Raw genomic sequence first — 21,583 nt, 5'->3', positions numbered from 1 at the left:
AAACCGGCCAAGGACTACTCATCCTCGAGGCAATGAAAATGGAAAACGAAATCCCAGCACCAAAAGACGGAGTAGTAAAGAAAATCCTCATCAAAGAAGGCCAAACCGTCGACACCGGACAACCACTAATCGAACTTCAGTGAGTGAAAAAGACTTCTCCTTCCCCCATTTTTCATAGTCATTCCGCCTAAAGGTTTTTTTCTCAGAAACAGGGGCAGTGTTTCTAACTTTTAGTTGAAAAGCGAAAAATTTTCAGCCCATTGCCGAAAAGCATTTATATGAACACAATTTTACACTACTGCGAAAACTTCCTCGGAGGTGCAACCATGAACTCCGCTGTAATAATATTGATAGCGGCTGCCATATACGTTGTGATGTACATGGCCTATGGAAGAAAGCTACAGAGTAAGGTCGTCAAGGCCGATCCCAACAGACCCACCCCGGCACACAGGCTTTACGACGGCGTTGACTACGTCCCGGCACACCCAATGGTTCTCTACGGCCACCACTTCGCTTCAATAGCAGGTGCAGGACCTATCGTCGGTCCAGCCGTGGCAATGGCCTGGGGATGGTTGCCAGGACTCCTGTGGGTCTGGTTCGGAAACGTCTTCATCGGTGCTGTCCATGACTATCTGGCATTAATGTCATCGGTACGCTACGATGGTAAGTCCATCCAGTGGATTGCCGGAAAGCTCATGAGCAAGAGAACCAGCATGGCCTTTGAGCTTTACGTTTGGTTCGCTCTGGTACTTGTAATAGCAGCATTCGCAGCAGTTATATCCGGAATTTTCGTTGGAACTCCAGAAGCTGCGACAGCCTCGCTGCTCTTCCTGGTAGTTGCTGTGATCCTCGGATACCTCCTCTACAAAGTGCAGATAGACTTTAAAGTCGGTACAATCATCGGAATAGTACTTCTCATCATAGCAATATGGATTGGCTTCCAGTTCCCGATAGTCGCCAGCAAGCAGACCTGGTACATCGTTCTTGGACTTTACATCATCGTGGCCTCCTCACTGCCGGTCTGGATTCTGCTCCAGCCGAGAGACTACCTGAACGCCTATATCCTGTGGTTTGGCCTTATCCTTGGTGGTCTGGCGTTCATAGTTGTCGGCCTTAAGGGTGTTGGAACCTTTACAGCCCCAGCCTTCACCACCTGGTCTGCCAACGTCGTCGGTGGCAAGCCATCGCCGTTCTGGCCAACAATACCGCTCGTCATCGCGTGCGGTGCGCTTAGTGGATTCCACTCCATTGTCGGTTCTGGTACCACATCCAAGCAGCTTGACAATGAGCTTCACGGCCTTATGGTCGGCTACGGCGGTATGTTCACCGAGGGCTTCCTCTCAACCATCGTCATAGCTTCCATCGCCATATACGGACTCCAGGTCTTCCAGACCATGAACATCCCTGTTGACGTCAACAACTGGGGGCAGCAGTATGCCATCCAGGTCGTCAAGAACGGAATAAAGGTCGGAATCTTCGCCAAGAGCTACGCCTACGGTCTTGAAGATGCATTTGGAATCCCATTCAAGACCGGCGCAGTCTTCGCCAGCCTCTGGGTCTCGGCTTTCGCTCTCACGACCCTCGACACTGCCACCAGGCTTGGCAGGTTCGCCTGGCAAGAGATCATGGAGATGGTCCACGGACCCGAAATCCTCAAGAACAAGTGGGTCGCATCAGTAATCCTTGCCATTTTCGGTATCTACATGGCCTGGGGTGGAAGCTGGCTTATCATCTGGCCGGCTTTCAGCGGTATGAACCAGATGCTGGCAAGTATTGCGATGATGACAGCTTCCCTGTGGGTTGCAAAGGTTCAGAGGCCAGAGGGAGCATGGAAGTGGGCAGTAGTCATCCCCGCGCTCTTCCTGTGGATTACAGTGACGGCAGCACTTGTCTGGTTCCTTGTCGTCATCAAGCCTGGATTCTGGGTGTCCCTTATCACCATCGTCGGCCTGCTCCTCAACCTGCTCCTCGTCGTCGACTGGTACGCCGCCTGGAAGAAGCCGGCCGAGGAGTACACCGCCGCTTGAACCCTTTCCTTTTTTATTTTGTTTTTGGAGGTGAAAACCATTGGAGCCGATAAAGCAGTTTCTCAGGGGTTTTATGGAGTCGTTCAGACAGCAGTCAACGGAGTATATAGAGTTCGAGCTGAGGGAGCTTGAGAATGTCTTCGCACTGGTACTAATGGGGGCCTTCGTGGGAATCCCATCACCACCGACGACGCTCGTCATAAGGCTGATGCCTCACATGGTGAGAGAGATGCACGTCATGCAGCAGAGAGCCGTTGACCTGGATGACATCTTCGCGGAAGTTGCTGGAATGTTCGACATAGACTGAGGTGAGAGCATGAGGGAGTACCTGCTTCCAAAAGAGGATTTCAGGACGATATTCGTCATCGGAAAGGGTGGCGTTGGCAAAACAACGACGAGCGCCTCTTTAGCCGTTGCCCTGGCTAAGAAAGGATATAAAACGCTCATCGTATCGCTTGACCCCGCCCACAACCTCGGCGATGTGTTCATGGTAAAGCTGAACGACAAACCCAAGAAGCTGATGGAAAACCTCTACGCCAGCGAGCTTGACATGGAGAAACTGATTAAGGTCTACCTTAAGCACCTAGAGAAGAACCTCAAGCACATGTACCGCTACCTGACTGTCATAAATCTGGAGAAGTACTTCGAGGTTCTCAGCTACTCGCCGGGCATAGAGGAGTATGCAACGCTGGAGGCCGTGAGAGAGATACTGGTCGAAGGAAAGGAGTGGGACGTGATAGTGTTTGATACACCGCCAACTGGCCTAACCTTGAGGGTTCTCGCTTTACCGAAAATCTCCCTCATCTGGGCGAACAAGCTGATAGAGATAAGGAGAAAGATCCTCGAGAGAAGGCGCGCGATAGCCAAGATACAGGGAGAGCAGAAGTTCGTGATTGATGGCGAGGAGTTCACCCTGCCCAAGGAAGAGGAAGAAGATGCAGTCATGCAGGAGCTCAAGGCCTACCGTGAGGAGGTTGCCTTCGTCGAAAAGGTCATAACAGACCCCAACAGAACGAGTGTCGTCGCAGTCATAAACCCCGAGATGCTCCCGCTCTACGAAACGGAGAGAGCCTACGAGAGCCTGAAGAAGTTCGGGGTGCCCTTCAACATGATAGTCATAAACAAAGTCATAACGCTGGAGAAGGACATACCAGAGCTGAAGGTCAAACTTGAAGCTCAGGAGAGAGTTTTAAAGGAGATCGAGAGGAAATTCAAGGGCATCGACGTCGTGAAGATACCCATGTTCGCGGAAGAGCCCAGAGGGATGGAGTGGCTCGAAAGGCTTGGAGGTATGGTGCTTGAGACCTGAGGAGATACTGGAACTGCTGAGGACAGTTAAAAATCCCTTTACGGAACAGGACATAGTCAGTGAAGGCCTCGTCACGAAAATAGTCGCGGAAGAAGACAAAACCACTATCTACGTGGCCTTCGCAAGGAACACTCCCCCCAAACCTTTTGCCATGGCCATCACCTGGCCGCTTCAGGCGAGAATTGTTAAGGACATGGTAAAGGTTTTAGAGGATAAGTTGGGATACTTTGAGATAGTGGATGATATGACTTTGCAGCGGTATTACCCGATCGAGGAGGTCTAATCATGGAGATAACGTCCGGGTTTATACTGGCGATTATGGTCCTTGCGGCCGTTTCATCTATACAGTTCTTCAAAGGCAGAAAGCTGAACCTCCAGATAATGCAGCACTACCTGAGAAGCATTGAGGATGTTGTTAAGCCCGAGGACAAGGACTACGTCTGGCTCGGCGGCTACATCGGCTTCAGGGCTTACTACAAGGTGAACCGCGACAACATCAGGAAGTTTGAGTACACGCTGACGCTTTTGCCGAGGCAGAGCATCCTCTACTTCCCCATAGCTCTCCTCACAAGCAGGCACGACAAGCTCTACATTGTAATAAAGCCGGAATCCAGAATAAAGCGTGAGGCCCACCTCATACAGAAGGGCTACTACCGCATAAAGCCCAAGATTGAAGACGAAGAACTCCTTCAGAAGGAAATTGTGGAGATAGCGGGCAAGAAGTACGAGGCACTTTACGAAAAGAGACGCGACGTTGAACTGCTTAAATATCTCGTCGAGAACCTCTCCAAGCCAACAAACATCAAGCACATCTCGCTCACGCCGAAGACCAACGTGTTCTATGTGCTGATGAAGCCCGAACCGGATACGATAGAGGATGACATCAAGAAGATCATAGAATTCGCCAAGGAAAAACTGAAGGAAGGACCATTTTCTTCTTAACCCTTTGTTTTCGGAATCCTGGCATTGGAAAATGTTAAATTCTTCTTTTCCCAATTTTATAACTGGCGGTGGCTATGATTGATGTTTACAAAGCCAAGTTCGGTGAGCCAAGAATCGGATGGGTTGTTCTGGTTCATGGATTAGGGGAGCACAGCGGGAGATACGAGCAGCTGATAGGGATGCTCAATGAGGCAGGCTTTGCCGTCTACACCTTCGACTGGCCAGGACACGGGAAGAGCGGCGGCAAAAGGGGACACACGAGCGTTGAGGAAGCTATGAAGATCATCGACAGCATCATTGAGGAAATTGGAGAAAAACCGTTCCTCTTCGGCCATAGCATGGGCGGTCTAACCGTAATCCGCTACGCCGAAACGAGGCCGGATAGGATAAGGGGAGTCGTCGCTTCCTCACCAGCACTCGCTAAGAGCCCAAAGACGCCGGAATTCATGGTCACCCTCGCGAAGTTCCTCGGAAAAATCGCGCCGGGGGTAACGCTGAGCAACGGCCTCGATCCCAAGCTCCTCTCCAGAAACCCCGATGCAGTCGAGAGGTACATCAAAGATGAACTCGTCCATGACAAGATTTCGGCAAAGCTCGGGAGGAGCATCTTCGAGAACATGGAGCTGGCGCACAAAGAGGCTGAAAAAATAGCGGTGCCGATTCTGCTCATTGTCGGTACGGGAGACATCATAACCCCACCAGAAGGAGCGAGAAGGCTTTTCGAGAAGCTTAAGGCCAAGGACAAGGCCTTGAAGGAGTTTGAAGGGACCTACCACGAGATATTCGAGGATCCAGAGTGGGGGGATGAGTTCCACAGAACGATAGTTGAGTGGTTCGTAGCACACGCAGAGGAAGAAAAGGGAATCAGAGAGTATCTCTCCTATCAATCACGTGCTCAAGCTCAGGACCAGTCTTGATTATGCCAACCGGAACGCCGACCCTTTCCTCTATTTCTTCTATGAACTCCCTCGCCTTCCTTGGCAGCTTGTCGTAGTCGGTAACGCCGAAGGCTTCTTTGTCGTACTTGTCGAGCATTGTTATAGCCAGCATCGTCGCCCCGTTGAGCCTCGCCGAATAGCGCGCGAACTCGAAGTCGAACCAGCCGACGCGCCTGCGCCTTCCTGTGACAGTGCCGTACTCGACGAGACCGAGTCTCTCAGCTTCCTCAGCACTCATCTCTGTCGGAATCGGGCCTTCCCCAACGCGCGTCGGAAAGCTCTTGAAGACGACTATGACATCGTCGACCTTCGTAGGCCCGATTCCGACGTCGCTGGCTATGGCTGAAGCGGTTGTATCCTTCGAGGTCACGTAGGGGTAAGTACCATAGTAGAGGCTCAGTCCAAAGCCCTGTGTGCCCTCGATGAGAACCAGCTTGCCTTCATCGAGCGCGTCGTTAATTTCTTGGGCAACGTCCGTGAGATATGGTTCCAGCTCCTTGATGTCCTTCGCCTGTTTTGCCATACGCATGACCCTATCAGCGTTTGCCGGTCCACAGCCGGAACCCGTGGTTCCGATTTTGTCGTGCAGATAGCTGCTCGTTCTATCGCGCTCCTTGTGTCTTGGCTCTATAATGGCGCAACGGTAATCAATGCCAACCCTTTCGGCAACGTTGAACTCCTTCAGGTGTTCGAGCTCATGGAAAAAGACCTCAGGGTCAACAAGAACTCCAGCCCCGACGAGAAGCCTAGCTTTAGTCTGCATAAAGCCTGTTGGGAGCTGTCTGACTGCGTATTTCCTGCCGTTGATGAAGACGCTGTGGCCCGCGTTCGTCCCAACGCCGCCGCGTGCTATGATTTGAGGCTCATCCTTTAGGGCCAGGTAGGCTATAAGAGAGCCCTTGCCCTCATCTCCCCATTGACCACCAACAACTATGTAGCTCGGCATGGCTCCTTACCCAAGTTTAAGTCAATAGGGGCCTTATAACAGTTTCGAATTAGACAAAAATCTGTTAAAATCCCGCGGAAAGAGACGGCAAAAGGTTAAAACCCACGGCAAACACTACTTACGGGGGTAGAGAGATGAGAAACAAGCTGGTCGTGGTTACTGGAGGGGCAGGCTTCATCGGCTCCCATATTGCCTGGGAACTAAGCAAAGATAACGAGGTAATCGTCATCGACAACCTCCACACTGGAAAGAGGGAAAACGTTCCGCCGGCGGCGAAGTTCGTTCAGGCCGACATCAGGGACTACGAATCGATAGCCGAGCTGATAAGCCACGCCGATTACGTTTTTCACGAGGCTGCCCAAGTCAGCGTCGTCGAGAGCGTTAGGGACCCGATTTTCACGGAAGAGGTCAACGTTATAGGCACGCTCAACATTTTGAGAGCCCTGATGGAAGGTCATGGAAAGCTGATTTTCGCATCTTCCGCCGCTGTTTATGGCGACAATCCGAATCTGCCGCTCAAAGAGATGGAAACGCCGAAACCACTCTCTCCTTATGGCGTCACGAAGCTAACGGCAGAGCAGTACCTTAGAGTTTTCAACGAGCTCTATGGGATACCAGCAGTTTCCCTGCGCTACTTCAACGTCTTCGGCCCGAGGCAGAGTGCCAACCAGTACGCGGGGGTTATAAGCATCTTCATCAACCGTGCGCTGAAGAACGAGCCGCTCGTAATCTTCGGCGACGGAAAGCAGACGAGAGACTTCATCTATGTCAAGGACGTTGTCAGGGCCAACATCCTGGTTGCAGAGAGCAGAAAAGCCAATGGAAGGGTCTTCAACGTCGCAACTGGGAGGCAGACAACTATTCTTGAGCTGGCGATGAAAATAATTGAAATAACCAACGCCACCAGCTCGATACTCTTCGACAAGCCAAGGCCGGGAGATATAAGACACAGTCAGGCAGACATAAGCGAGATTAGGAAACTCGGTTTTGAGCCGGAATGGACACTGGAGGATGGACTGAAGAAGACTGTGGAGTGGTATAAGAACAACAAAGCGCGTGACCTAACAGTCAAGTCCGAGGATAGAACGTGAGCTGATAGTACCAGTACCCGACAGAGACAGAGGGTTCTGGGTCAACGTAGTTGCGAACAACTATCCACCCGTAATAACTAGGACCTCCGCTCCACTGCCCTATACCTATTCTTCCATCCCCAGATATGGTAACAGTATAGCTTGACATCTGAATATAAGTACTAATGTTACCCCAGTTCCAGCCTGAGGTTTTCTGGTAAAACACCAAGTTGCCGTTGTAAAGGGTAACCGTTAGATATGTCCACTGGTTCCAAGTATACTGGGGACTTGATATGGAAGCGTCCCAGTAACCATTCGAGTCAGGATCATCGGGAAGAGTGAAAGTTAGTTCTCCTTTTGCGTCTTGTACGAAAATCCCACCATATCTCCCACCTATTCCTTCGGAGTATGCAACATCAGAAGGGGAGATATACCCCATAATGAATGGTCCAAGGGAGTAATATCTTTTCGCTGTGTTTGGAGCATTTTTAAATTGTGTGCCATTCTCGTAACCGAGATATGCCAACATATGGACAGCATAATGTTCTCCAAAATTCTGCTTTGTCCATACCCACTGACCCCCATTAAGAGTCAATATTCCGTTGTTCACTGTAACCTGGCTGTTACTATCCCAGGCATCTGGATTAAACGTGTTAAAGTCATCAACGAACAGAAATACCTTGTATAAGTCCTGATATTTATTGTAAGGGTTAGGCCACACACCGTAGTTTAGACACACCACAACTTTTCCATTAGCCGGCAGATATGGGATATTAACCCAAAAAACCGCAATCCTGTTGTTTGTATCAAGCTGCTGAATCCAGAAGTACAAAGGCCTGTCGTTGTCATCTGTGAAATAGAGGTTGCTTCCATTCACGATATTCCAGTCAAGTTTCCATAGTTCGGGGTTGGTAGTCGCAGAGTCATCAATTACAATCTCGACGCTGTAGTTATAGAGTGTATTTCCGCTGTTTTCCGTTATCGTTATTGGAGTGCAGAATTTTGTTGTATCCGAAACTCCAAGGCCCAACTTCTGTGTGTTGACATGGATATTTCCTGAGACAATAGTTGTCTCATATTCCGGAGACAACACAACAACGTGGGCATAACTCACCTGGGATCGCGTAGCTCCGGCAGGATTATTCAAACTATACCTAAGAACACTGCCAGCCGAAAGGATAGTCGTTAGCTGGATGGTGTAGTTATATGCCAGAAGATTCCCGCCGGAATCATATAACATGACATAAATCTTAGTGCCCCCGGGCAGATCGTTAGAGAATACAAGCTCACCACTGGTCAATCCCGTATTGAACCATATAGATCCCTGAAGTACAGGAGATACTACTTTCTGAGCACCAACACCAATCTCCTGTACGGAAACGTTAATGCTAGGCACAGCTAACCCAAGCGTCGTCAGAAGAAGCATGAGTGTAAGCACGGCTGATGTCAATCTCAACTTCTGCATCTTAAAATGCATTGTGACAGGAAAAGTTTAAAATATTATCTCCCAATTTTGCTTTTCAAACCCGCAAAAGTGGGGGAGAAGAAGCTCGAAAATATCACTTCTTCACGCTGAAGTCCATCGCAGCTTCCTGCTGGAGCTTCTGTGCCTTCTGGGCAAGCTCCTGGAGCTGACCCTCAAGCTTTGCCAGAGCCTCCTGCGTCTTCCTTATTGCCTCGTCATACTCTTTTATTCTGGCATCTAGGTAGCCTATAGCGTCGTCGAGGCTCTTCTCGATAGCATAGCCAGAACCGACGCTGACTATCGCGCTGTTCTTGTCCACTATCATGCCTTTCAGGAAGGAGCCCGCGCCGATGGGCACCAGAATTTCTGGCTTCTCCTCCTCGACCTTTTTGAGCTCCTCGAGGGTCTCCTTAACGGCCTGGAACTCGTTCCTTCCGAGGGTTAGGAGCTCAAGGTTCTGGGCTAAAAGCTGAGCCTGAGCCTGCAGGAGCTGATACTCGTAAGCGAGCCTTTCAAGCTGCTCGTTTCTCTCCGCCATTTTGCACCACCGATTGGATTTGGATGGGAGGCTTTTAAGGTTTGGGTTGCCTTTGCCACAAACCACGAAAGGTTACAGAACCAGACCACGCACGAGCTCTAACAAGGATAAGAAATGGGAAGAGGGAATTCCGAAACTGTGGATTCATTTCAGTATTTCAACCTTAACCCTCTCGGCAATTTCTTTTATCGCCTGGGATGCCTTTGAGTCTGGAAAGGCCTCCACAACAGGCTTGAGCATCCCCATGCTCTTCGGTACCGCCCTGTCGTAGGGAACCTCGCCGAGTATCGGGATTCCCTCGCTCTCTGCCCACTCGTGGAGGGCTTTAAATCCCGGGTTGAAGTCGGCCTTGTTGATTATGAGGTAAGCCGGCTGCCTGAAGTGCTGAACGACCCTATAAGCCCTCTGAACATCGCTGAGGGAGGCTGGCGTCGGCTCGGCAATGAGTATTGTCAAATCTGCACCGCCGATGCTCGCTATAACCTGACAGCCTATTCCAGCTGCGCTGTCCACTATCATGTGCTTAAGGCCAAGCTCCTTCATCAGGCTCTTCGCCCACTCCTTCTCCTCGGTTACGAGCTTGCCGCTGTTGGGCCTGCCGACGTCGAGCTGGGCGGAGATTAGCGGGAAGCCGTACTTCGTGGTGGTCTTCCTTATTACCCCAGAGCGGACTTCCTCGAGGGTTATGGTTCCTGGAACCGGACAGACCAGACCGCAGACGTTGCAGCCTTCACAGGTGAGCTCACTCACGACGTAGTCGCCGTCAATGACCTTGATACAGTCGTAGGGGCAGCGTTCCTGACAGATGCCGCAGCGGATGCAGCTCCCCGTATTTATACGAGCAACCTTGGCGCCAACCAGCCCCCTCTCATCTTCCCAGCGCTCGACGCCGAGAAGGAGGTCGAGGTTCGGCGCATCTGCGTCCGCATCCACCGCCACGAAGTCGTATTCATCCTTTAGAAGGTAGAGGAGCGAAGCAGTTACGGTGCTCTTTCCGACGCCGCCCTTACCGCTCGCTATGACGAGCTGCATCACTCACCACCTCCGATGAACTCGACAACCCTCTCGGCAATCTTCCTGAAAATTTGGGCCTCAGGATAGTCGCTCAGAACTATCGGCCTTCCTTCCACGTAGCTTCGTATGACGTTCTCGCTGTAGGGGATCTCGGCTATTATCTCGGCGCTGTAGCGCTCGGCAATTTCCCTGACCTTTCCAACGTCGCTCAGATCGGAGCGGTTAACGATTATCATAGCCGGAATGTCCATGAGCTGAGCCAGCCGGAGGATAAGTTCGCTGTCATGAAGCCCGAGCGGTGTCGGTTCGGTAACGGCTATGATGAGCTTAGAATCTTCAAGTGCCTTCGAAACGGTATTGCTCGTTCCGGCGGCAGTGTCAACGAGCAGGAGCTCCTTATTTAAGCTTTGGGCCCTCTTCTTCGCTCTTGAAACGATGGGCATGGCCCTCTCCTCGCCCTCCAAAAGCCTGCCCGTAACGAGCGGGAAGCCGTAGGGTGTCTCCGTTAGATATGTGTGGCCCATGAGCTTCTTCCCCGGAAGTATCGCCCCGGGAACTGGGCAGACTATCTCACAGGCGGCGCAGCCAGAGCAGAGGTTGGGCATCAGGAAGGGAGTTCCGTCACGCATGGTTATTATCGCGTGCTCCTCACAAACTTCCGCGCACTTCCTGCAGCGGGTGCACTTGGAGTAGTCAAAGCGCGGCATGAAGAGCTCAACGGGCTCCTCGTTCTGGAGCTCAACTCCAAGGAGCAGATGGTCGTTTGGTGCCTCAACATCCAAATCGGCCAGAACAAGATCAAAGTGCTCTCTAAGGGCTATCGCGAGATTTATCGCAATGGTGGATTTTCCGGTTCCACCTTTTCCTCCGCTCACTGCGATCTGCATTACCTCACCTCCAGAATTAGGCTAATCTAAAAGTTTTTAAGCTTTGTGCATATGCTCACACGGTGGTGTAGATGAAGTGCCTGAAGGTTGCCTTTGGGATGGAGAATGATGAGACGCTCATAGATGCCCACTACGGCGATTCTGAGTTCTTTGCAATATACGAGGTTTGTGAGAATGGGAGCATTAAGCTCCTTGAGAAAAGGGACAACAAAGCCAAGGATATGGAGGAGCACGACGAAGGACACGGCGACCCGAGGAAGTTCAGGGCGATAGTTGGTCAGCTCATGGACGTTGACGTTCTGGCTGCCTTTAGAATGGGGCCGAACTTTCTAAGGATAAGAGACCAGAGCGACAAGGTGGCCTTCTTCACGAGAACGAGGGACCTAAAGCTCGCCCTCCAGAGGGTTGCCGAGAACTTCGATGACCTCTGGGAGCAGGTGCAGGAAAAGAAGGCCGAGAAGCCCCCGATAGAGGAGTAAGCGATGCGCTTTTGGGGGATTGAGCTGAAGGTCTCGTTTTTCGCGGTCCCCTACGCGCTCCTCGCATTTTATCTAAACTCAAAGCTCTCCCAATCTTTTCTCCAGCTCCCCAGTATAGGGGTTGCCCTTTTGAGCGTTGGAGTAGTTCTCTGGCTCCTCTGCTACCTTCAGGTTTCAAGGGCTTACTCCAAGGGGAAGCTCCTCACGACCGGCCCTTATTCCAAGGTCCGGCACCCGATATACTCAATCTGGGGATTCCTCATCCTTCCCGGCTTCTCGCTCGTTATCGGTGGCTTCATGCTAGGTCTGCCTTTCGTCTACTGGCTCGCGGTAGTGAGGTTTATAGGTGAGGAGGTAAAAGCCCTTGAGGAGGGGGTCGGCTATGAGTGGCAGGAGTACGCGGGGAGAACGCGGAGGTTTTTACCACGATTTGCTCCCGGTTCACCTCTACGTCTTGGCCCACCTGAAGAGGGCAGGGGTGGATTACGCCAAGATGATGGCGAGGATGAGCGAGCTACCACTTCAGACGGTAGAAACCGCGATAAAGGATCTTATGGAAGCGGGTCTGATCGAGCGCGATTCCGGAAGCGCGATAAAAAGGAGCAGGGCGCGCTTCAAGAAGGCCTTCGAGGTTCACAAGCACCACACCTACTACCGTCTCTCGCGGAAGGGGGAACTCTTCGTCCGCTCGATTGATGAAAAGTGGCTTAAAGAGTACTTCAACTTGCTCCTCCCCGATGGCTGGAAGGTTGTTCGGGCCCTCAAAGACACGAGAAGCTTCGAGACCTTGCCAAAGGAGATGAGAAAAAAAGAAGTAAGAGAAGAACTCCTCCTGCACGGTTTTATCACCCCCAGCGGGAGGAAGACGAAGTTTTTCAAACTGCTGGTGGAGTTTCTGGGAATTTGATTGGGTATTTTTGGAGTGCAATCCACAAAGTTTTTAAACTCTAATTCGTGCATATGCACGGAAATTTAAAACGGGACAGATTTGTGACTCCATTTCCGATTTCGAGATCCTTTGGTTCTGTTTTGGATCCATGCATTATTAATTTTAGTTGCCCCATGTTGTACATTTCGGAGCGTTTCGGTTAGGTTAGTCTAATCGAATTTTACACTTTTCAAACATTCAGGTATTCTTTTACAAACAGAAAATTATTTAAGGGGATGTTAGGTTAGCCTACTCTGAAGTTGTTAGGGAAACCTAATCAAAACGTACAAATACATACATGGGGGTGAGGGGGATGCGGCTGAGTGAAGCGGAACCGGGAAAGAAGGTTCGAGTTAAGGAGATAACCGGGGGGCCAAAGGCCCGCTTCGCAGCGATGGGCCTCAGCAGAGGTACCGAGCTGAAAGTTCTGAAGAGGGCTCCCCTCGGAGACCCAATAGAGGTTGAAGTACGCGGCTATAAGCTTTCCCTGAGGCTTGAAGAAGCAAAGTTCATAGAGGTGGAGTGAATGGTCCCGCTCGCATTTCTTGACGAGGGGGCAAGGGGGAGGATCGTCAGGATAACTGGCGGCCATGGAGTTCTCGTGAGGCTTACAGCGATGGGTTTTGGCCCTGGAAGGGAGGTTAAGGTCGTTAGGAACCAGATGGCCGGCCCCCTTGTCGTGGCGAGCGGAGACACACAGGTGGCGATAGGAAGGGGTATGGCAATGAAAATCCTCGTGGAGGTGGAATGATGGAGGGCACCTTAATAGCACTAATAGGAAACCCCAACGTTGGAAAGACCACGATTTTTAACGCCTTAACTGGCCTGAAGCAGCACGTTGGCAACTGGCCGGGTGTCACTGTGGAAAAGAAGGAAGGGGAGTTCGAGCACGGCGGAAAGAAGTTTCATGTGGTGGATCTGCCGGGTGTTTACGCTCTGACGGCATATTCCATCGACGAGAAGATAGCGAGGGACTTCATAGTCAGGGAGAAACCGGACCTCGTGGTGGACATAGTTGACGCCTCAAACCTTCAGCGCAACCTCTATCTCACCCTCCAGCTCCTCGAGATTGGGGCGAACGTCGTCGTTGCGCTGAACAAGATGGACCTCGCCAAGGAGAAGGGCTACAAGATAGACCCAAAGAAGCTCGAAGATGCCCTCGGCGTTCCGGTCGTCCCGATGGTGGCGGCCGAGGGAAAGGGCATCGAGGAGCTCAAAGCAAAGATCGTCGAGGCCCTGGAGAGAAAGCCGCGCCCGGTTGAGTACCCGAACTTCGAGGCCTACACCGAGCGCCTCACGAGGGTTATTGAGAGGGACGAGGAACTGTCGAGGAGGTACAACCCGAGGTGGCTCGCCATAAAGCTCCTCGAGGGCGATGATGAGGCAAAGGGGATAGTCGAAGAAAGCAGAACGAGGGACGATATCCTGCGGGAGCTTATAGAGGTCTCCGAGGAGCTTCATAAGAAGTACGGGGACGTTGAGCTTGCGCTGGCAGACGAGCGCTACGGGGTGATAGGGGAAATAGTCAAGAAAGCCATCGTGAAGAAGGAGGAGAGGATGACTTTCAGCGACATGCTGGACGAGGTCTTCACCCACAAGTACCTTGGAATCCCCATTTTCATCAGCCTGATGTGGGTCGTCTTCAAGTTCACCTTCGACGTTTCGGCACCATTCAGCGACATAATAGACTGGTTCTTCGGCTGGCTTGGGGATGCCGTTGGTACCCACGTTGCGAACGATGCATTAGCTTCTCTCCTGAGGGACGGCATCATAGCAGGTCTCGGCAGCGTCCTAGTGTTCCTTCCGCCGATAGCGTTCCTGTTCCTCGCGTTCTCGTGGCTTGAGGACAGCGGCTACATGGCCAGGGCGGCCTTCGTTATGGACAGGGTCATGCACCGCTTCGGCCTTCACGGCAAGTCCGTGATACCGATGATAATGGGCTTCGGCTGCAACGTCCCGGCTATAATGGCGACGAGAACTCTGGAAGACGAGAAGGACAGGCTACTGACGATACTCGTGAACCCACTGATGTCCTGCCCCGCGAGGCTGCCGATATATGCCGTTTTCGCGGGGGCGTTCTTCGCCGGAAGGGAGGGGACTGTGATAACGAGTATGTACCTCCTTGGCATAGCGCTTGCCCTTGTAATAGCATGGCTCTTCAGAAAGCTCCTCTTCAAGGGTGAGCCATCCTACTTCATCATGGAGCTTCCGCCCTACAACAGGCCCAACTGGAGAGTCATCCTCGGGACGACCTGGACGAGGACAGAGAAATTCCTCAAGAAGGCCGGAACTGTCATCTTTGCCGGCGTTGTTGTGGTCTGGTTACTCTCCGTCACCGGACCAAGCGGATACCTTGGCTCTGAGGCCCTTGAGAACGGGGCAGTGCTTGCGAAGTCATGGGTGGCAGCGCTTGGACACGCCCTCCAGCCGCTCTTCAGCCCGATGGGCTGGGACTGGAGGGGGGCAGTAGCGCTGTTCTTCGGCTTCATAGCAAAGGAGGTTGTTGTTGGAACACTTGGAGTGCTCTACGGCGTTGGGGACGATGTGCACGCCGTTTCCAATGCAATAGCGGCAAGCGGGACATTTAATCCAGTGACCGCCTACGCCTTCATGGCGTTCTCGCTGATATACGTGCCCTGTGTTGCCACAATAGCCGTCATAAAGCAGGAAGCGGGTTGGAAGTGGGCGCTCTTCGCGGTGGTCTACGAGATAATTCTCGCGTACATCGTCGCCCTGGCCATAGTCGGGATAGGGGGTGTGCTCTGATGGGCGAGATAAGTCTGGAGCAGGTCAAATGGCTGACGGGAATCTTCGGCGTCCTCTACCTCATCGGAGGGGTAATCGAGGCGCTCGCCTACTTTGGAAAGGAAATAAAAGCTATCGGGGTTCCAACGGGAGATCTCTTCGTGGCCTTCGCCCTGTTCACGATAAGTGCGGTTTACCTCACGGGGCTCAAGAGGGCCATTGAAAACGACCCCAGAAGCGTCTCCTACCTCTACGTGGGTGCGCTCCTGGGCATCGGCTTCGCCGTCCTGGCAGTGCTCGTCATGGGGGCGGATGCCATCGAGGCATACCTGCTCCACAGTGAAGACTTCGTCGGCTGGAGCCCAATGGACGACGTAACCACGTACTTCGTGCTGGGCCTGCTCTCACTCGTGGCTTATTCCCCCGTCAAGGACGTCTCAAAGGAACCCCTGAAAGTGAAGGCCTGAGCTTCCACGCCACGGGGACATCACCGCCTTTTTATTTTTTGTTGAATGAGCTAGACCTCCAGAACGCTCCCCGTCTTTACTTCCACGAACTTCCCCGGGTACCTCTTCCTCACATACGCCTTGGCCAAGTTTCCAGAGCAGTGGGCAGGGGCTATGAACTCGGCCATGGCAGCGAGTTTGTCCAGCGTTCCCGGAGAGGGATAGTGGAAGCTGCCCATGACGAGGTGGGCTTTTTTGTAGCCGGAAACCTCAAGAACGGCCCCTGTGAGCCTGTCCACGCCCGGATGGGAACAGCCGACGATGACAACCAATCCGGAAGGGGTCTCCACGCCAGCCGCCTGCTCAAAGCCGTCCAGCGGGCCGGAAGTCCAGATTCCGGGGACGATCTCCCCGGCCTTCAGCACCTCCATGGCATCAAAGCCCCAGCGCATCGCGAGGGCTTTGTTTCCCGGGGGTGCATAGAGTGGAATCCCGGGGTTAAGCTCCGCTATGTAGGGAAAGCCGCCGCAGTGGTCGCCGTGCCAGTGGCTCAGAACCACGAAGTCCAATCCCTTCAGGGAAGCTCCCAGGGCTTTTGAGTTGTGGGCCAGAACGAGCGGGTTCATACCGGCGTCAAAGAGGAAGCGGTAATTCCCTTCAACCAGGAGGCTCCAGCCCCAGTCGTTGAGGAGGCCCTTCGAGGGGGCGTTGTCGTTCAGGATTATGAGCCTCGTGCTCACACCTCCACCACGTACTTCTTATTCCCCTCCTCAAAGCCCCTGAAGGAGCCGAGCTTGAGGCCAAGGAGGGCCCTCTCGATGTCAACCACCTTCATCGCGGCGAGGTGCGTGACGCGCGTCCCGCTCAGGAACTCCGGGAGAAGCTGACCTGTTGGCCCTGTCAATACGAAGAGCCTCGCCTTCTTCGCCCTGTCGATAAGCATGTCTATCGTGCCGTTAACCAGGCACGTGGCGCTCGCTATGACCGCGTCCATCTCCGGTAAAAGATGGTACTCCAGGGCGTCGCTGTAGGTGTCCTTATCCCAGAGCTTGGCGTTCCTCTCGAAGACGAATACGTTGAAGTCCCTCTCCCGGAGTGTCCTCGCCAGCGGCGGCATGTTGCCTATCATGGCGATTTTACCCACATCTTCGGGCAATAACTCAAGGACGTCGGCCCACTCCGCGTTGCTCAGGTCGATGTGGTACTGCGAGACCGCGTTGATGGCAGCCAAACCTAGGGTTCTCTCTATGACGTTCAGGCTGTCGGCCCTCTCGATGAACGCCTCAATAGAAGGCTCCGTCACGGAGTTCGTGTAGCGCTGTACCTCTTCTGGAAGGGTCATCGCGACCCCCAGTGCTCTACCTTCCGGCCCTTCGACAAGGACCCACGTGTATGGCAGTGCGAAGCCGAAGTCAACCAGTTCAAGGCCATCCGTAAGCGGCAGTGTCTTCCTCTTGATCTCTCCGAGCAGCATTCCTCACACCCCTCGGTGTTAGGCGCTCATCCTTAAATGCTCATCGATAGTTAGGTGAACCGAAAACTTTAAATCTTGTGCATATGCACAAAATAATGAAGGAGAAAATGGAGGTGGTTGGTATGAGGATCGCAATCCCAACCAACGGAGGGGGGCTCAACGATACCGTCGCCCCGGTGTTCGCGCGCGCCCCTGCGTTCTACATAGCGGACGTTGACGAGAAGGGAAACGTAACCAGCGAGAAGGTCATCCAGAACGGAGCGGCCATGGCTGGCGGCGGAGCCGGCCCAATGGCAGTTCAGACACTCATCAACGAGGGAGTTGAGGCAATAGTAGCACCGCAGGTCGGTCCGAACGCCCTCGGGGCAATACAGGCGGCGGGCATAAGGCTCTACCAGGTCGCCCCTGGAACTCCGGTTGAGGAGGCCATAAAAGCAGTCACCAGCGGAAGCGTCGGGCAGTTCACAGCACCAGTACCGGCTGCACCGGTGGCCCCGGGGACCCCAACGACTCCCGCCCCAGCATACGGCCCGTACCCGACTACACCGGCTTACCCGCTGTACCCGGCCTACGGCTACGGCCCCGGATGGGGCAGGGGCTGGGGCCGCGGTGGCGGCTGGGGAAGAGGACGCAGTTGGGGCCGTGGATGGGGCAGAGGAGGCAGAGGCTGGGGAGCGAGGCTCGGCTACTGCCCATGGACCGGCCAGCCAAGCAGGAGGACGTGGCTCGCCAGGTTCTTCGGCTGGTGGTGACGCCCCTTCTGGCTTCTTGCCCTTTTATTTTGAATCATGAATTATAAAGGAGGTAAAGCATATGCCACGAGGGATGGGAAGAGGTTATGGAAGGGGACGCGGGTTCTATTCGCTCGGAGGGGCCTACGGAATCATTGAGCTGCTGATACTAATAGGTATACTCTACTTCCTGATCAAGCTTTTCCTGGTGGCTCTCCCGTACGCCCTCGGCCTGCTGGTGCTCCTCATAATCAGGGAGTTTATCAGGCCGCGCCCGAGAACCTGGTTCAGGCCATTCTGAGCTTATGCAAACTTTTTTAAGTTCGGTTTTCCTAATTTCAGCGGAGGTGGTAGTGATGAGGATAATCGTGTCAACGGTTAACGGGGGCCTTGATGACGGGGTGAACCCCGCTTTTGGAAGGACTCCGACCTTCACGATAGTAGACGTCGAGAACGGCGCGATAACCGGCGTTCAGGTTCTTCCAAACCCAGGTTACTCCCAGCCAAGGGGGGCCGGGGTCACGGCGGCACAGTTCGCCATTGACCAGGGGGCAGAGGTCGTCATAGCCGGCCAGTTCGGGCCGAATTCCTACGGCGTCCTTCAGGCAGCAGGGATAAGGATGGTTTCGGCACCGGCAAACATGACCGTCCGCGAGGCCGTTGAGGCCTTCCTCCGCGGCGAGCTTTCGGGCGCCACCATGGGCCCCGAAGGCGGTGGAATGGGAGGCGGCTACGGAGCCGGTTACGGCCGCGGTGGCGGCATGGGCAGAGGAATGGGCCGCGGAAGAGGAGCCGGCGGTGAAATGGGAAGAGGCCGCGGTGGAGGCGGCTACGGTCGTGGCAGGGGCGGCTGGTGAAAGTTTAAAATCACTTTTGCCTATTTTTTATTGGGTGGGACTTTGAACCGTTTCGAACTGGTTTCCGGGCTCCTTGCCCCTGTGGTGGCCTTCGCAGGTATAGGGGCTGCCGCATACATCAACCGCTCTTGTGGCGGATTACCGAGAACGCCATAAGCAACCTTGGAAAAAGTTGGGTTACCTTACAACTGGGTGATGAACCTTGCGCTCATTGCAACTGCGATTTTGGGCACATACTACACGATCGGCCTCTTCAGCGAGCTCGGAAACGTAGTAGAGAAGGTAGGAGCCGGAGTATTCATTGTCGCTCTCCTATTTCTGATTGGAATCGGCCTCTTTCCCGAGGGAACAGATCCGCACTACTACGTCAGCTGGGGTTTCTTCATAACAGGTAGCATAGGACTTCTGATAGCCGGCCTCGGCCTCTGGCTTGAGGGAAGAGGGGATATCGGAATTTTTACAGTTACCGTCTTTGTGGTCGCGTGGATTCTGGCGAGATGGGCCTTCAGGAATTTCGAAGGTGTGGCCATCGCAGAGTTCATTGGAATTTTTGGGATTATAATCTGGCACTACACAGTGCTATGGGCAAAATTCTACAAAACAGAAAAGCAGAGGAAAAATTAAGACTCTTCGTCCCACAGTGCCAGCCCACTCTCCTGGGGCTTCCTCTCAAGCGGCTCGCCTAGGAGCTCTTGGATGTGAACCTCCGCGACAAAGACTTCCCCTTCAACGAGATGACCGCCCCAGAGCCTCCCCTCCGAATCGCCGAGTGCGACGTGGATGTGGACGAAGGGTTCATCATCCTTAAGGCTTATGTTCCCAGAGAGTGAAACGAGCTCGTAGATGCCTTTCAGCTCAATAACTTTGTACCGCCCTTCCGTTTCCACAAAGTAGCCAATTTTGGGATTCCTGAGACTTCCAATGGCACTCACCGTCCCAATTAAAACGTTATTTTTTCTCGCAAATTCGTTGATGAAGCTCAGCAGTTCCTTGCCCTCAGGAACCCTGAACAGAAAATTCCTCCCCCTTGAGAATCTCATAACTATCACCCCCAAAACTAATAAGACAAGCAGGATTTAATAGTTTGGGTGAGAGAATGAACATTAAAGAAGCTGTCGTAAAGATATTCCCTGAGATTCCTGAGTTAAAGGATGTTGATTTCTCCCAGTACGCCACTCCCTACACTCCACTTCTCACCAAGTTTGAAAAAAGCGATGGCAAGGGCCTACTGGAGTTCCAGAGGTTCGTTGAAGAAAACGGTGGCGAGAGAGCAATAGTTGGAAGATTCATTATATCGCTCCTCCAGTATCTGCTCATAAGGTACCGCAGGTACGGTGAACGGGAGGTAATCATTCCGTCGGTGAAAATCTTCATAACCCTAAAGGGCTGGCTGATTGAGAACGGTTATGAGAGAGACTGGCTCAACATCTTTCACAACTTCCTAGGTTACTTGGTGGACATGATGCCACACATAGCAGAATCCGAAGACTGTGACATGGCCAACGCGTACCTCACGCTGATTCACAGCCTAACGCTCGAAGCAAAGGAAACGTTTCCGGAGGAGTATTTCCAGGAGCTGGCAGCAACGGCGGCAAAACACCTCAGAGACCTGAGGGAAAAATGCGGTATCGAGACACCCGTGCCGGAGAAGAAAAGAAAGAATCCCTGTTAACGCTCCAGTGTTACTTCTGCGTAGCTCCTCGGATCTTCCCAGATTTTCACTCTTATCTTTCTCACGTTGTCCCCGGCTTTTTCAGTTATCCTCTCCGCGAACCACTCGGCTATGTACTCCGCGGTAACGTTGGGCTTATCAAGGACGACTGCTTCGTTCTCGGGAAGCTCCAGACGCTTGCCGTTCTTTTCGATAACTATCAGACCGTCTTTTCTTTCTACAACCCACTCCTCACTCACAAGAATCCTGTGGTCCAGGAGCTTAATGAGATTGCTGAGGTGGTTGAAGTCGAATATCATGCCGCTTTCGTTGACGTCGCCCCATATCTCCACGTCAACGTTGTAGGTGTGGCCGTGAATTCTGAGGCACTTGCTTCCATAGGGAAGAGCGAGAAAGTGCGAGCTATCGAAGTCCTTGTGCCAGCCAATCTTTCTCTCAGTTAAACGAAATCCCATTTTTCTCACCACTTCTGAGTAGAGCAAATTAGTTATAACAATTACTGAGCGGCTTTGGGGGATAGGAAAACCTATAAACCAAGCTACCTTAAGGCTACTGATAATCATGCCGATGGGAATGGGACGCGGTTGGGGAAGAGGAAGGGGCAGAAGAAGAAAGATGAGGATGATAGGCTTCATCCCTCAGGTTAGACATTTCTATCCTGCACTGCCGCCCCTTGGACAGCCCAAGCCACCGATTTTCATGACTTATGAGGAGTTTGAAGCCCTGAGGCTGGTTGATTTTGAGGGGTTGACCCAGGAGGAGGCCGGAAAGCGAATGGGTGTTTCAAGAGGAACAGTCTGGAGAGCCCTGAGCTCGGCCAGAAAGAAAGTTGCTCAGATGCTGGTTGAGGGCAGAGAGCTGATAATCCTCCCTCAGGGCAACGAGATCCCAAAGGACATTGCTGAAGAAGGTCCATAAGCTGTTTGTTCGATGAAAAACCTTCTTTTATTAGAGTATCATATTATTGGGGGCGTTTTATGCCTGTTTCCTCTTTTAGGAAAGCCTAATTTTTGTGTCGAGTGATCTCTCAAATTTTTCAGCAGATTTTTACTTTTTGAAATAGATAAAATCAAACAAATTTATAAAGTGTTATTTAAACTATCTTAAAGATTAAA

The 21,583-nt window shown here is 52.6% G+C and carries 29 protein-coding genes; 20 read left to right on the top strand and 9 right to left on the bottom strand.

Annotated features, from left to right (window positions below):
• From E3E26_RS10965 to E3E26_RS10935, 7 genes are all read left to right on the top strand, one after another.
• Positions 1 to 143 (top strand): biotin/lipoyl-containing protein (locus E3E26_RS10965; protein WP_167901350.1); only part of this gene is annotated, 143 nt, incomplete at its 5' end.
• Between the two features lie 183 nt (positions 144 to 326).
• Entirely contained in the window at positions 327 to 2,027 is a 1,701-nt protein-coding gene (locus E3E26_RS10960) for a carbon starvation protein A (RefSeq protein ID WP_167901349.1), read from the top strand.
• A 73-nt stretch (positions 2,028 to 2,100) separates the two neighbouring features.
• Entirely contained in the window at positions 2,101 to 2,334 is a 234-nt protein-coding gene (locus E3E26_RS10955; RefSeq protein WP_167901361.1) for a hypothetical protein, read from the top strand.
• Between the two features lie 9 nt (positions 2,335 to 2,343).
• On the top strand, positions 2,344 to 3,336 hold the full coding sequence (locus E3E26_RS10950) for an ArsA family ATPase (protein WP_167901348.1): 993 nt from the start codon (positions 2,344 to 2,346) through the stop codon (positions 3,334 to 3,336).
• Complete coding sequence (locus E3E26_RS10945) at positions 3,326 to 3,619, top strand: iron-sulfur cluster assembly protein (RefSeq protein ID WP_167901347.1); 294 nt, start codon at positions 3,326 to 3,328, stop codon at positions 3,617 to 3,619. The genes E3E26_RS10950 and E3E26_RS10945 overlap by 11 nt, the downstream gene beginning before the upstream one ends.
• Before the next feature lie 2 nt (positions 3,620 to 3,621).
• Positions 3,622 to 4,278: a hypothetical protein gene (locus E3E26_RS10940; protein ID WP_167901346.1), complete on the top strand. Its 657-nt coding sequence runs from the start codon at positions 3,622 to 3,624 to the stop codon at positions 4,276 to 4,278.
• A 74-nt stretch (positions 4,279 to 4,352) separates the two neighbouring features.
• Positions 4,353 to 5,195, top strand: coding sequence for an alpha/beta hydrolase (locus tag E3E26_RS10935; RefSeq protein ID WP_240911735.1), 843 nt, complete (start codon positions 4,353 to 4,355; stop codon positions 5,193 to 5,195).
• On the opposite strand, the gene E3E26_RS10930 is transcribed toward E3E26_RS10935, so the two are convergent.
• A complete protein-coding gene (locus E3E26_RS10930; RefSeq protein WP_167901345.1) occupies positions 5,143 to 6,162 on the bottom strand; it encodes an adenylosuccinate synthetase in 1,020 nt (339 codons plus the stop codon). The genes E3E26_RS10935 and E3E26_RS10930 overlap by 53 nt on opposite strands.
• 134 nt (positions 6,163 to 6,296) lie before the next feature.
• Between E3E26_RS10930 and E3E26_RS10925 the strand changes: the two genes are divergently transcribed.
• Complete coding sequence (locus E3E26_RS10925) at positions 6,297 to 7,253, top strand: SDR family oxidoreductase (protein WP_167901344.1); 957 nt, start codon at positions 6,297 to 6,299, stop codon at positions 7,251 to 7,253.
• On the opposite strand, the gene E3E26_RS10920 is transcribed toward E3E26_RS10925, so the two are convergent.
• From E3E26_RS10920 to E3E26_RS10905, 4 genes are all read right to left on the bottom strand, one after another.
• Entirely contained in the window at positions 7,231 to 8,697 is a 1,467-nt protein-coding gene (locus E3E26_RS10920) for a DUF2341 domain-containing protein (RefSeq protein WP_167901343.1), read from the bottom strand. The two genes, E3E26_RS10925 and E3E26_RS10920, sit on opposite strands and share 23 nt — an antisense overlap.
• A 94-nt stretch (positions 8,698 to 8,791) precedes the next feature.
• The gene (gene pfdA, locus E3E26_RS10915) at positions 8,792 to 9,235 is read right to left on the bottom strand and encodes a prefoldin subunit alpha (protein WP_167901342.1); all 444 of its coding nucleotides are present in this window, start codon (positions 9,233 to 9,235) and stop codon (positions 8,792 to 8,794) included.
• A 144-nt stretch (positions 9,236 to 9,379) separates the two neighbouring features.
• The gene (locus E3E26_RS10910) at positions 9,380 to 10,267 is read right to left on the bottom strand and encodes a P-loop NTPase (protein WP_167901341.1); all 888 of its coding nucleotides are present in this window, start codon (positions 10,265 to 10,267) and stop codon (positions 9,380 to 9,382) included.
• Entirely contained in the window at positions 10,267 to 11,136 is an 870-nt protein-coding gene (locus tag E3E26_RS10905) for a P-loop NTPase (protein WP_167901340.1), read from the bottom strand. Before E3E26_RS10905 ends, E3E26_RS10910 begins: the two co-directional genes overlap by 1 nt.
• 71 nt (positions 11,137 to 11,207) lie before the next feature.
• Between E3E26_RS10905 and E3E26_RS10900 the strand changes: the two genes are divergently transcribed.
• The 6 genes from E3E26_RS10900 to E3E26_RS10875 all read left to right on the top strand — a co-directional run bounded on the left by E3E26_RS10900 (position 11,208) and on the right by E3E26_RS10875 (position 15,755).
• The gene (locus tag E3E26_RS10900; RefSeq protein WP_167901339.1) at positions 11,208 to 11,615 is read left to right on the top strand and encodes a NifB/NifX family molybdenum-iron cluster-binding protein; all 408 of its coding nucleotides are present in this window, start codon (positions 11,208 to 11,210) and stop codon (positions 11,613 to 11,615) included.
• Positions 11,616 to 11,997: 382 nt separating this feature from the next.
• On the top strand, positions 11,998 to 12,522 hold the full coding sequence (locus E3E26_RS10895; protein ID WP_167901338.1) for a DUF2250 domain-containing protein: 525 nt from the start codon (positions 11,998 to 12,000) through the stop codon (positions 12,520 to 12,522).
• Positions 12,523 to 12,856: 334 nt separating this feature from the next.
• Positions 12,857 to 13,069 (top strand): FeoA family protein, encoded by a 213-nt coding sequence (locus E3E26_RS10890; RefSeq protein ID WP_167901337.1) that lies wholly within the window; start codon positions 12,857 to 12,859, stop codon positions 13,067 to 13,069.
• Positions 13,070 to 13,294, top strand: a complete 225-nt coding sequence (locus tag E3E26_RS10885; RefSeq protein ID WP_167901336.1) for a FeoA family protein — start codon at positions 13,070 to 13,072, stop codon at positions 13,292 to 13,294.
• On the top strand, positions 13,294 to 15,309 hold the full coding sequence (gene feoB / locus E3E26_RS10880; protein ID WP_167901335.1) for a ferrous iron transport protein B: 2,016 nt from the start codon (positions 13,294 to 13,296) through the stop codon (positions 15,307 to 15,309). Before E3E26_RS10885 ends, feoB begins: the two co-directional genes overlap by 1 nt.
• Complete coding sequence (locus E3E26_RS10875; protein WP_167901334.1) at positions 15,309 to 15,755, top strand: hypothetical protein; 447 nt, start codon at positions 15,309 to 15,311, stop codon at positions 15,753 to 15,755. The genes feoB and E3E26_RS10875 overlap by 1 nt, the downstream gene beginning before the upstream one ends.
• A gap of 50 nt (positions 15,756 to 15,805) precedes the next feature.
• On the opposite strand, the gene E3E26_RS10870 is transcribed toward E3E26_RS10875, so the two are convergent.
• A complete protein-coding gene (locus E3E26_RS10870) occupies positions 15,806 to 16,474 on the bottom strand; it encodes an MBL fold metallo-hydrolase (protein ID WP_167901333.1) in 669 nt (222 codons plus the stop codon).
• Positions 16,471 to 17,208 (bottom strand): Rossmann-like domain-containing protein, encoded by a 738-nt coding sequence (locus E3E26_RS10865; protein WP_167901332.1) that lies wholly within the window; start codon positions 17,206 to 17,208, stop codon positions 16,471 to 16,473. Before E3E26_RS10865 ends, E3E26_RS10870 begins: the two co-directional genes overlap by 4 nt.
• 122 nt (positions 17,209 to 17,330) lie before the next feature.
• Between E3E26_RS10865 and E3E26_RS10860 the strand changes: the two genes are divergently transcribed.
• The 4 genes from E3E26_RS10860 (at position 17,331) to E3E26_RS10845 (ending at position 19,420) form a co-directional block, all read left to right on the top strand.
• Entirely contained in the window at positions 17,331 to 17,960 is a 630-nt protein-coding gene (locus E3E26_RS10860) for a NifB/NifX family molybdenum-iron cluster-binding protein (RefSeq protein ID WP_167901360.1), read from the top strand.
• 61 nt (positions 17,961 to 18,021) lie between these two features.
• Entirely contained in the window at positions 18,022 to 18,240 is a 219-nt protein-coding gene (locus E3E26_RS10855; protein WP_167901331.1) for a hypothetical protein, read from the top strand.
• Positions 18,241 to 18,295: 55 nt separating this feature from the next.
• Positions 18,296 to 18,796, top strand: coding sequence for a NifB/NifX family molybdenum-iron cluster-binding protein (locus E3E26_RS10850; RefSeq protein ID WP_167901330.1), 501 nt, complete (start codon positions 18,296 to 18,298; stop codon positions 18,794 to 18,796).
• 162 nt (positions 18,797 to 18,958) lie between these two features.
• Positions 18,959 to 19,420, top strand: coding sequence for a DUF998 domain-containing protein (locus tag E3E26_RS10845; protein WP_255453749.1), 462 nt, complete (start codon positions 18,959 to 18,961; stop codon positions 19,418 to 19,420).
• Here E3E26_RS10845 and E3E26_RS10840 read toward each other — a convergent pair.
• The gene (locus E3E26_RS10840) at positions 19,417 to 19,836 is read right to left on the bottom strand and encodes a PPC domain-containing DNA-binding protein (protein WP_167901329.1); all 420 of its coding nucleotides are present in this window, start codon (positions 19,834 to 19,836) and stop codon (positions 19,417 to 19,419) included. The two genes, E3E26_RS10845 and E3E26_RS10840, sit on opposite strands and share 4 nt — an antisense overlap.
• 56 nt (positions 19,837 to 19,892) lie before the next feature.
• On the opposite strand from E3E26_RS10840, the gene E3E26_RS10835 reads away from it, so the two are divergent.
• Positions 19,893 to 20,468: a hypothetical protein gene (locus tag E3E26_RS10835; RefSeq protein WP_167901328.1), complete on the top strand. Its 576-nt coding sequence runs from the start codon at positions 19,893 to 19,895 to the stop codon at positions 20,466 to 20,468.
• Here the strand turns inward: E3E26_RS10835 and E3E26_RS10830 are convergent.
• Positions 20,465 to 20,923 (bottom strand): 6-carboxytetrahydropterin synthase, encoded by a 459-nt coding sequence (locus E3E26_RS10830; RefSeq protein ID WP_167901327.1) that lies wholly within the window; start codon positions 20,921 to 20,923, stop codon positions 20,465 to 20,467. The two genes, E3E26_RS10835 and E3E26_RS10830, sit on opposite strands and share 4 nt — an antisense overlap.
• A 106-nt stretch (positions 20,924 to 21,029) precedes the next feature.
• Here E3E26_RS10830 and E3E26_RS10825 point away from each other — a divergent pair, with 106 nt between their 5' ends.
• Positions 21,030 to 21,386 carry a DUF134 domain-containing protein gene (locus tag E3E26_RS10825; protein ID WP_167901326.1) on the top strand — a complete coding sequence of 119 codons (357 nt, stop codon included), beginning with the start codon at positions 21,030 to 21,032 and terminating at the stop codon, positions 21,384 to 21,386.
• Positions 21,387 to 21,583 lie beyond the last annotated feature (197 nt).

Source organism: Thermococcus sp. LS1, from assembly GCF_012027395.1.
GTDB lineage: Archaea > Methanobacteriota_B > Thermococci > Thermococcales > Thermococcaceae > Thermococcus.
Note: the sequence above shows the minus strand (reverse complement) of the source record. Positions and strands in the feature narration are given on the sequence as shown.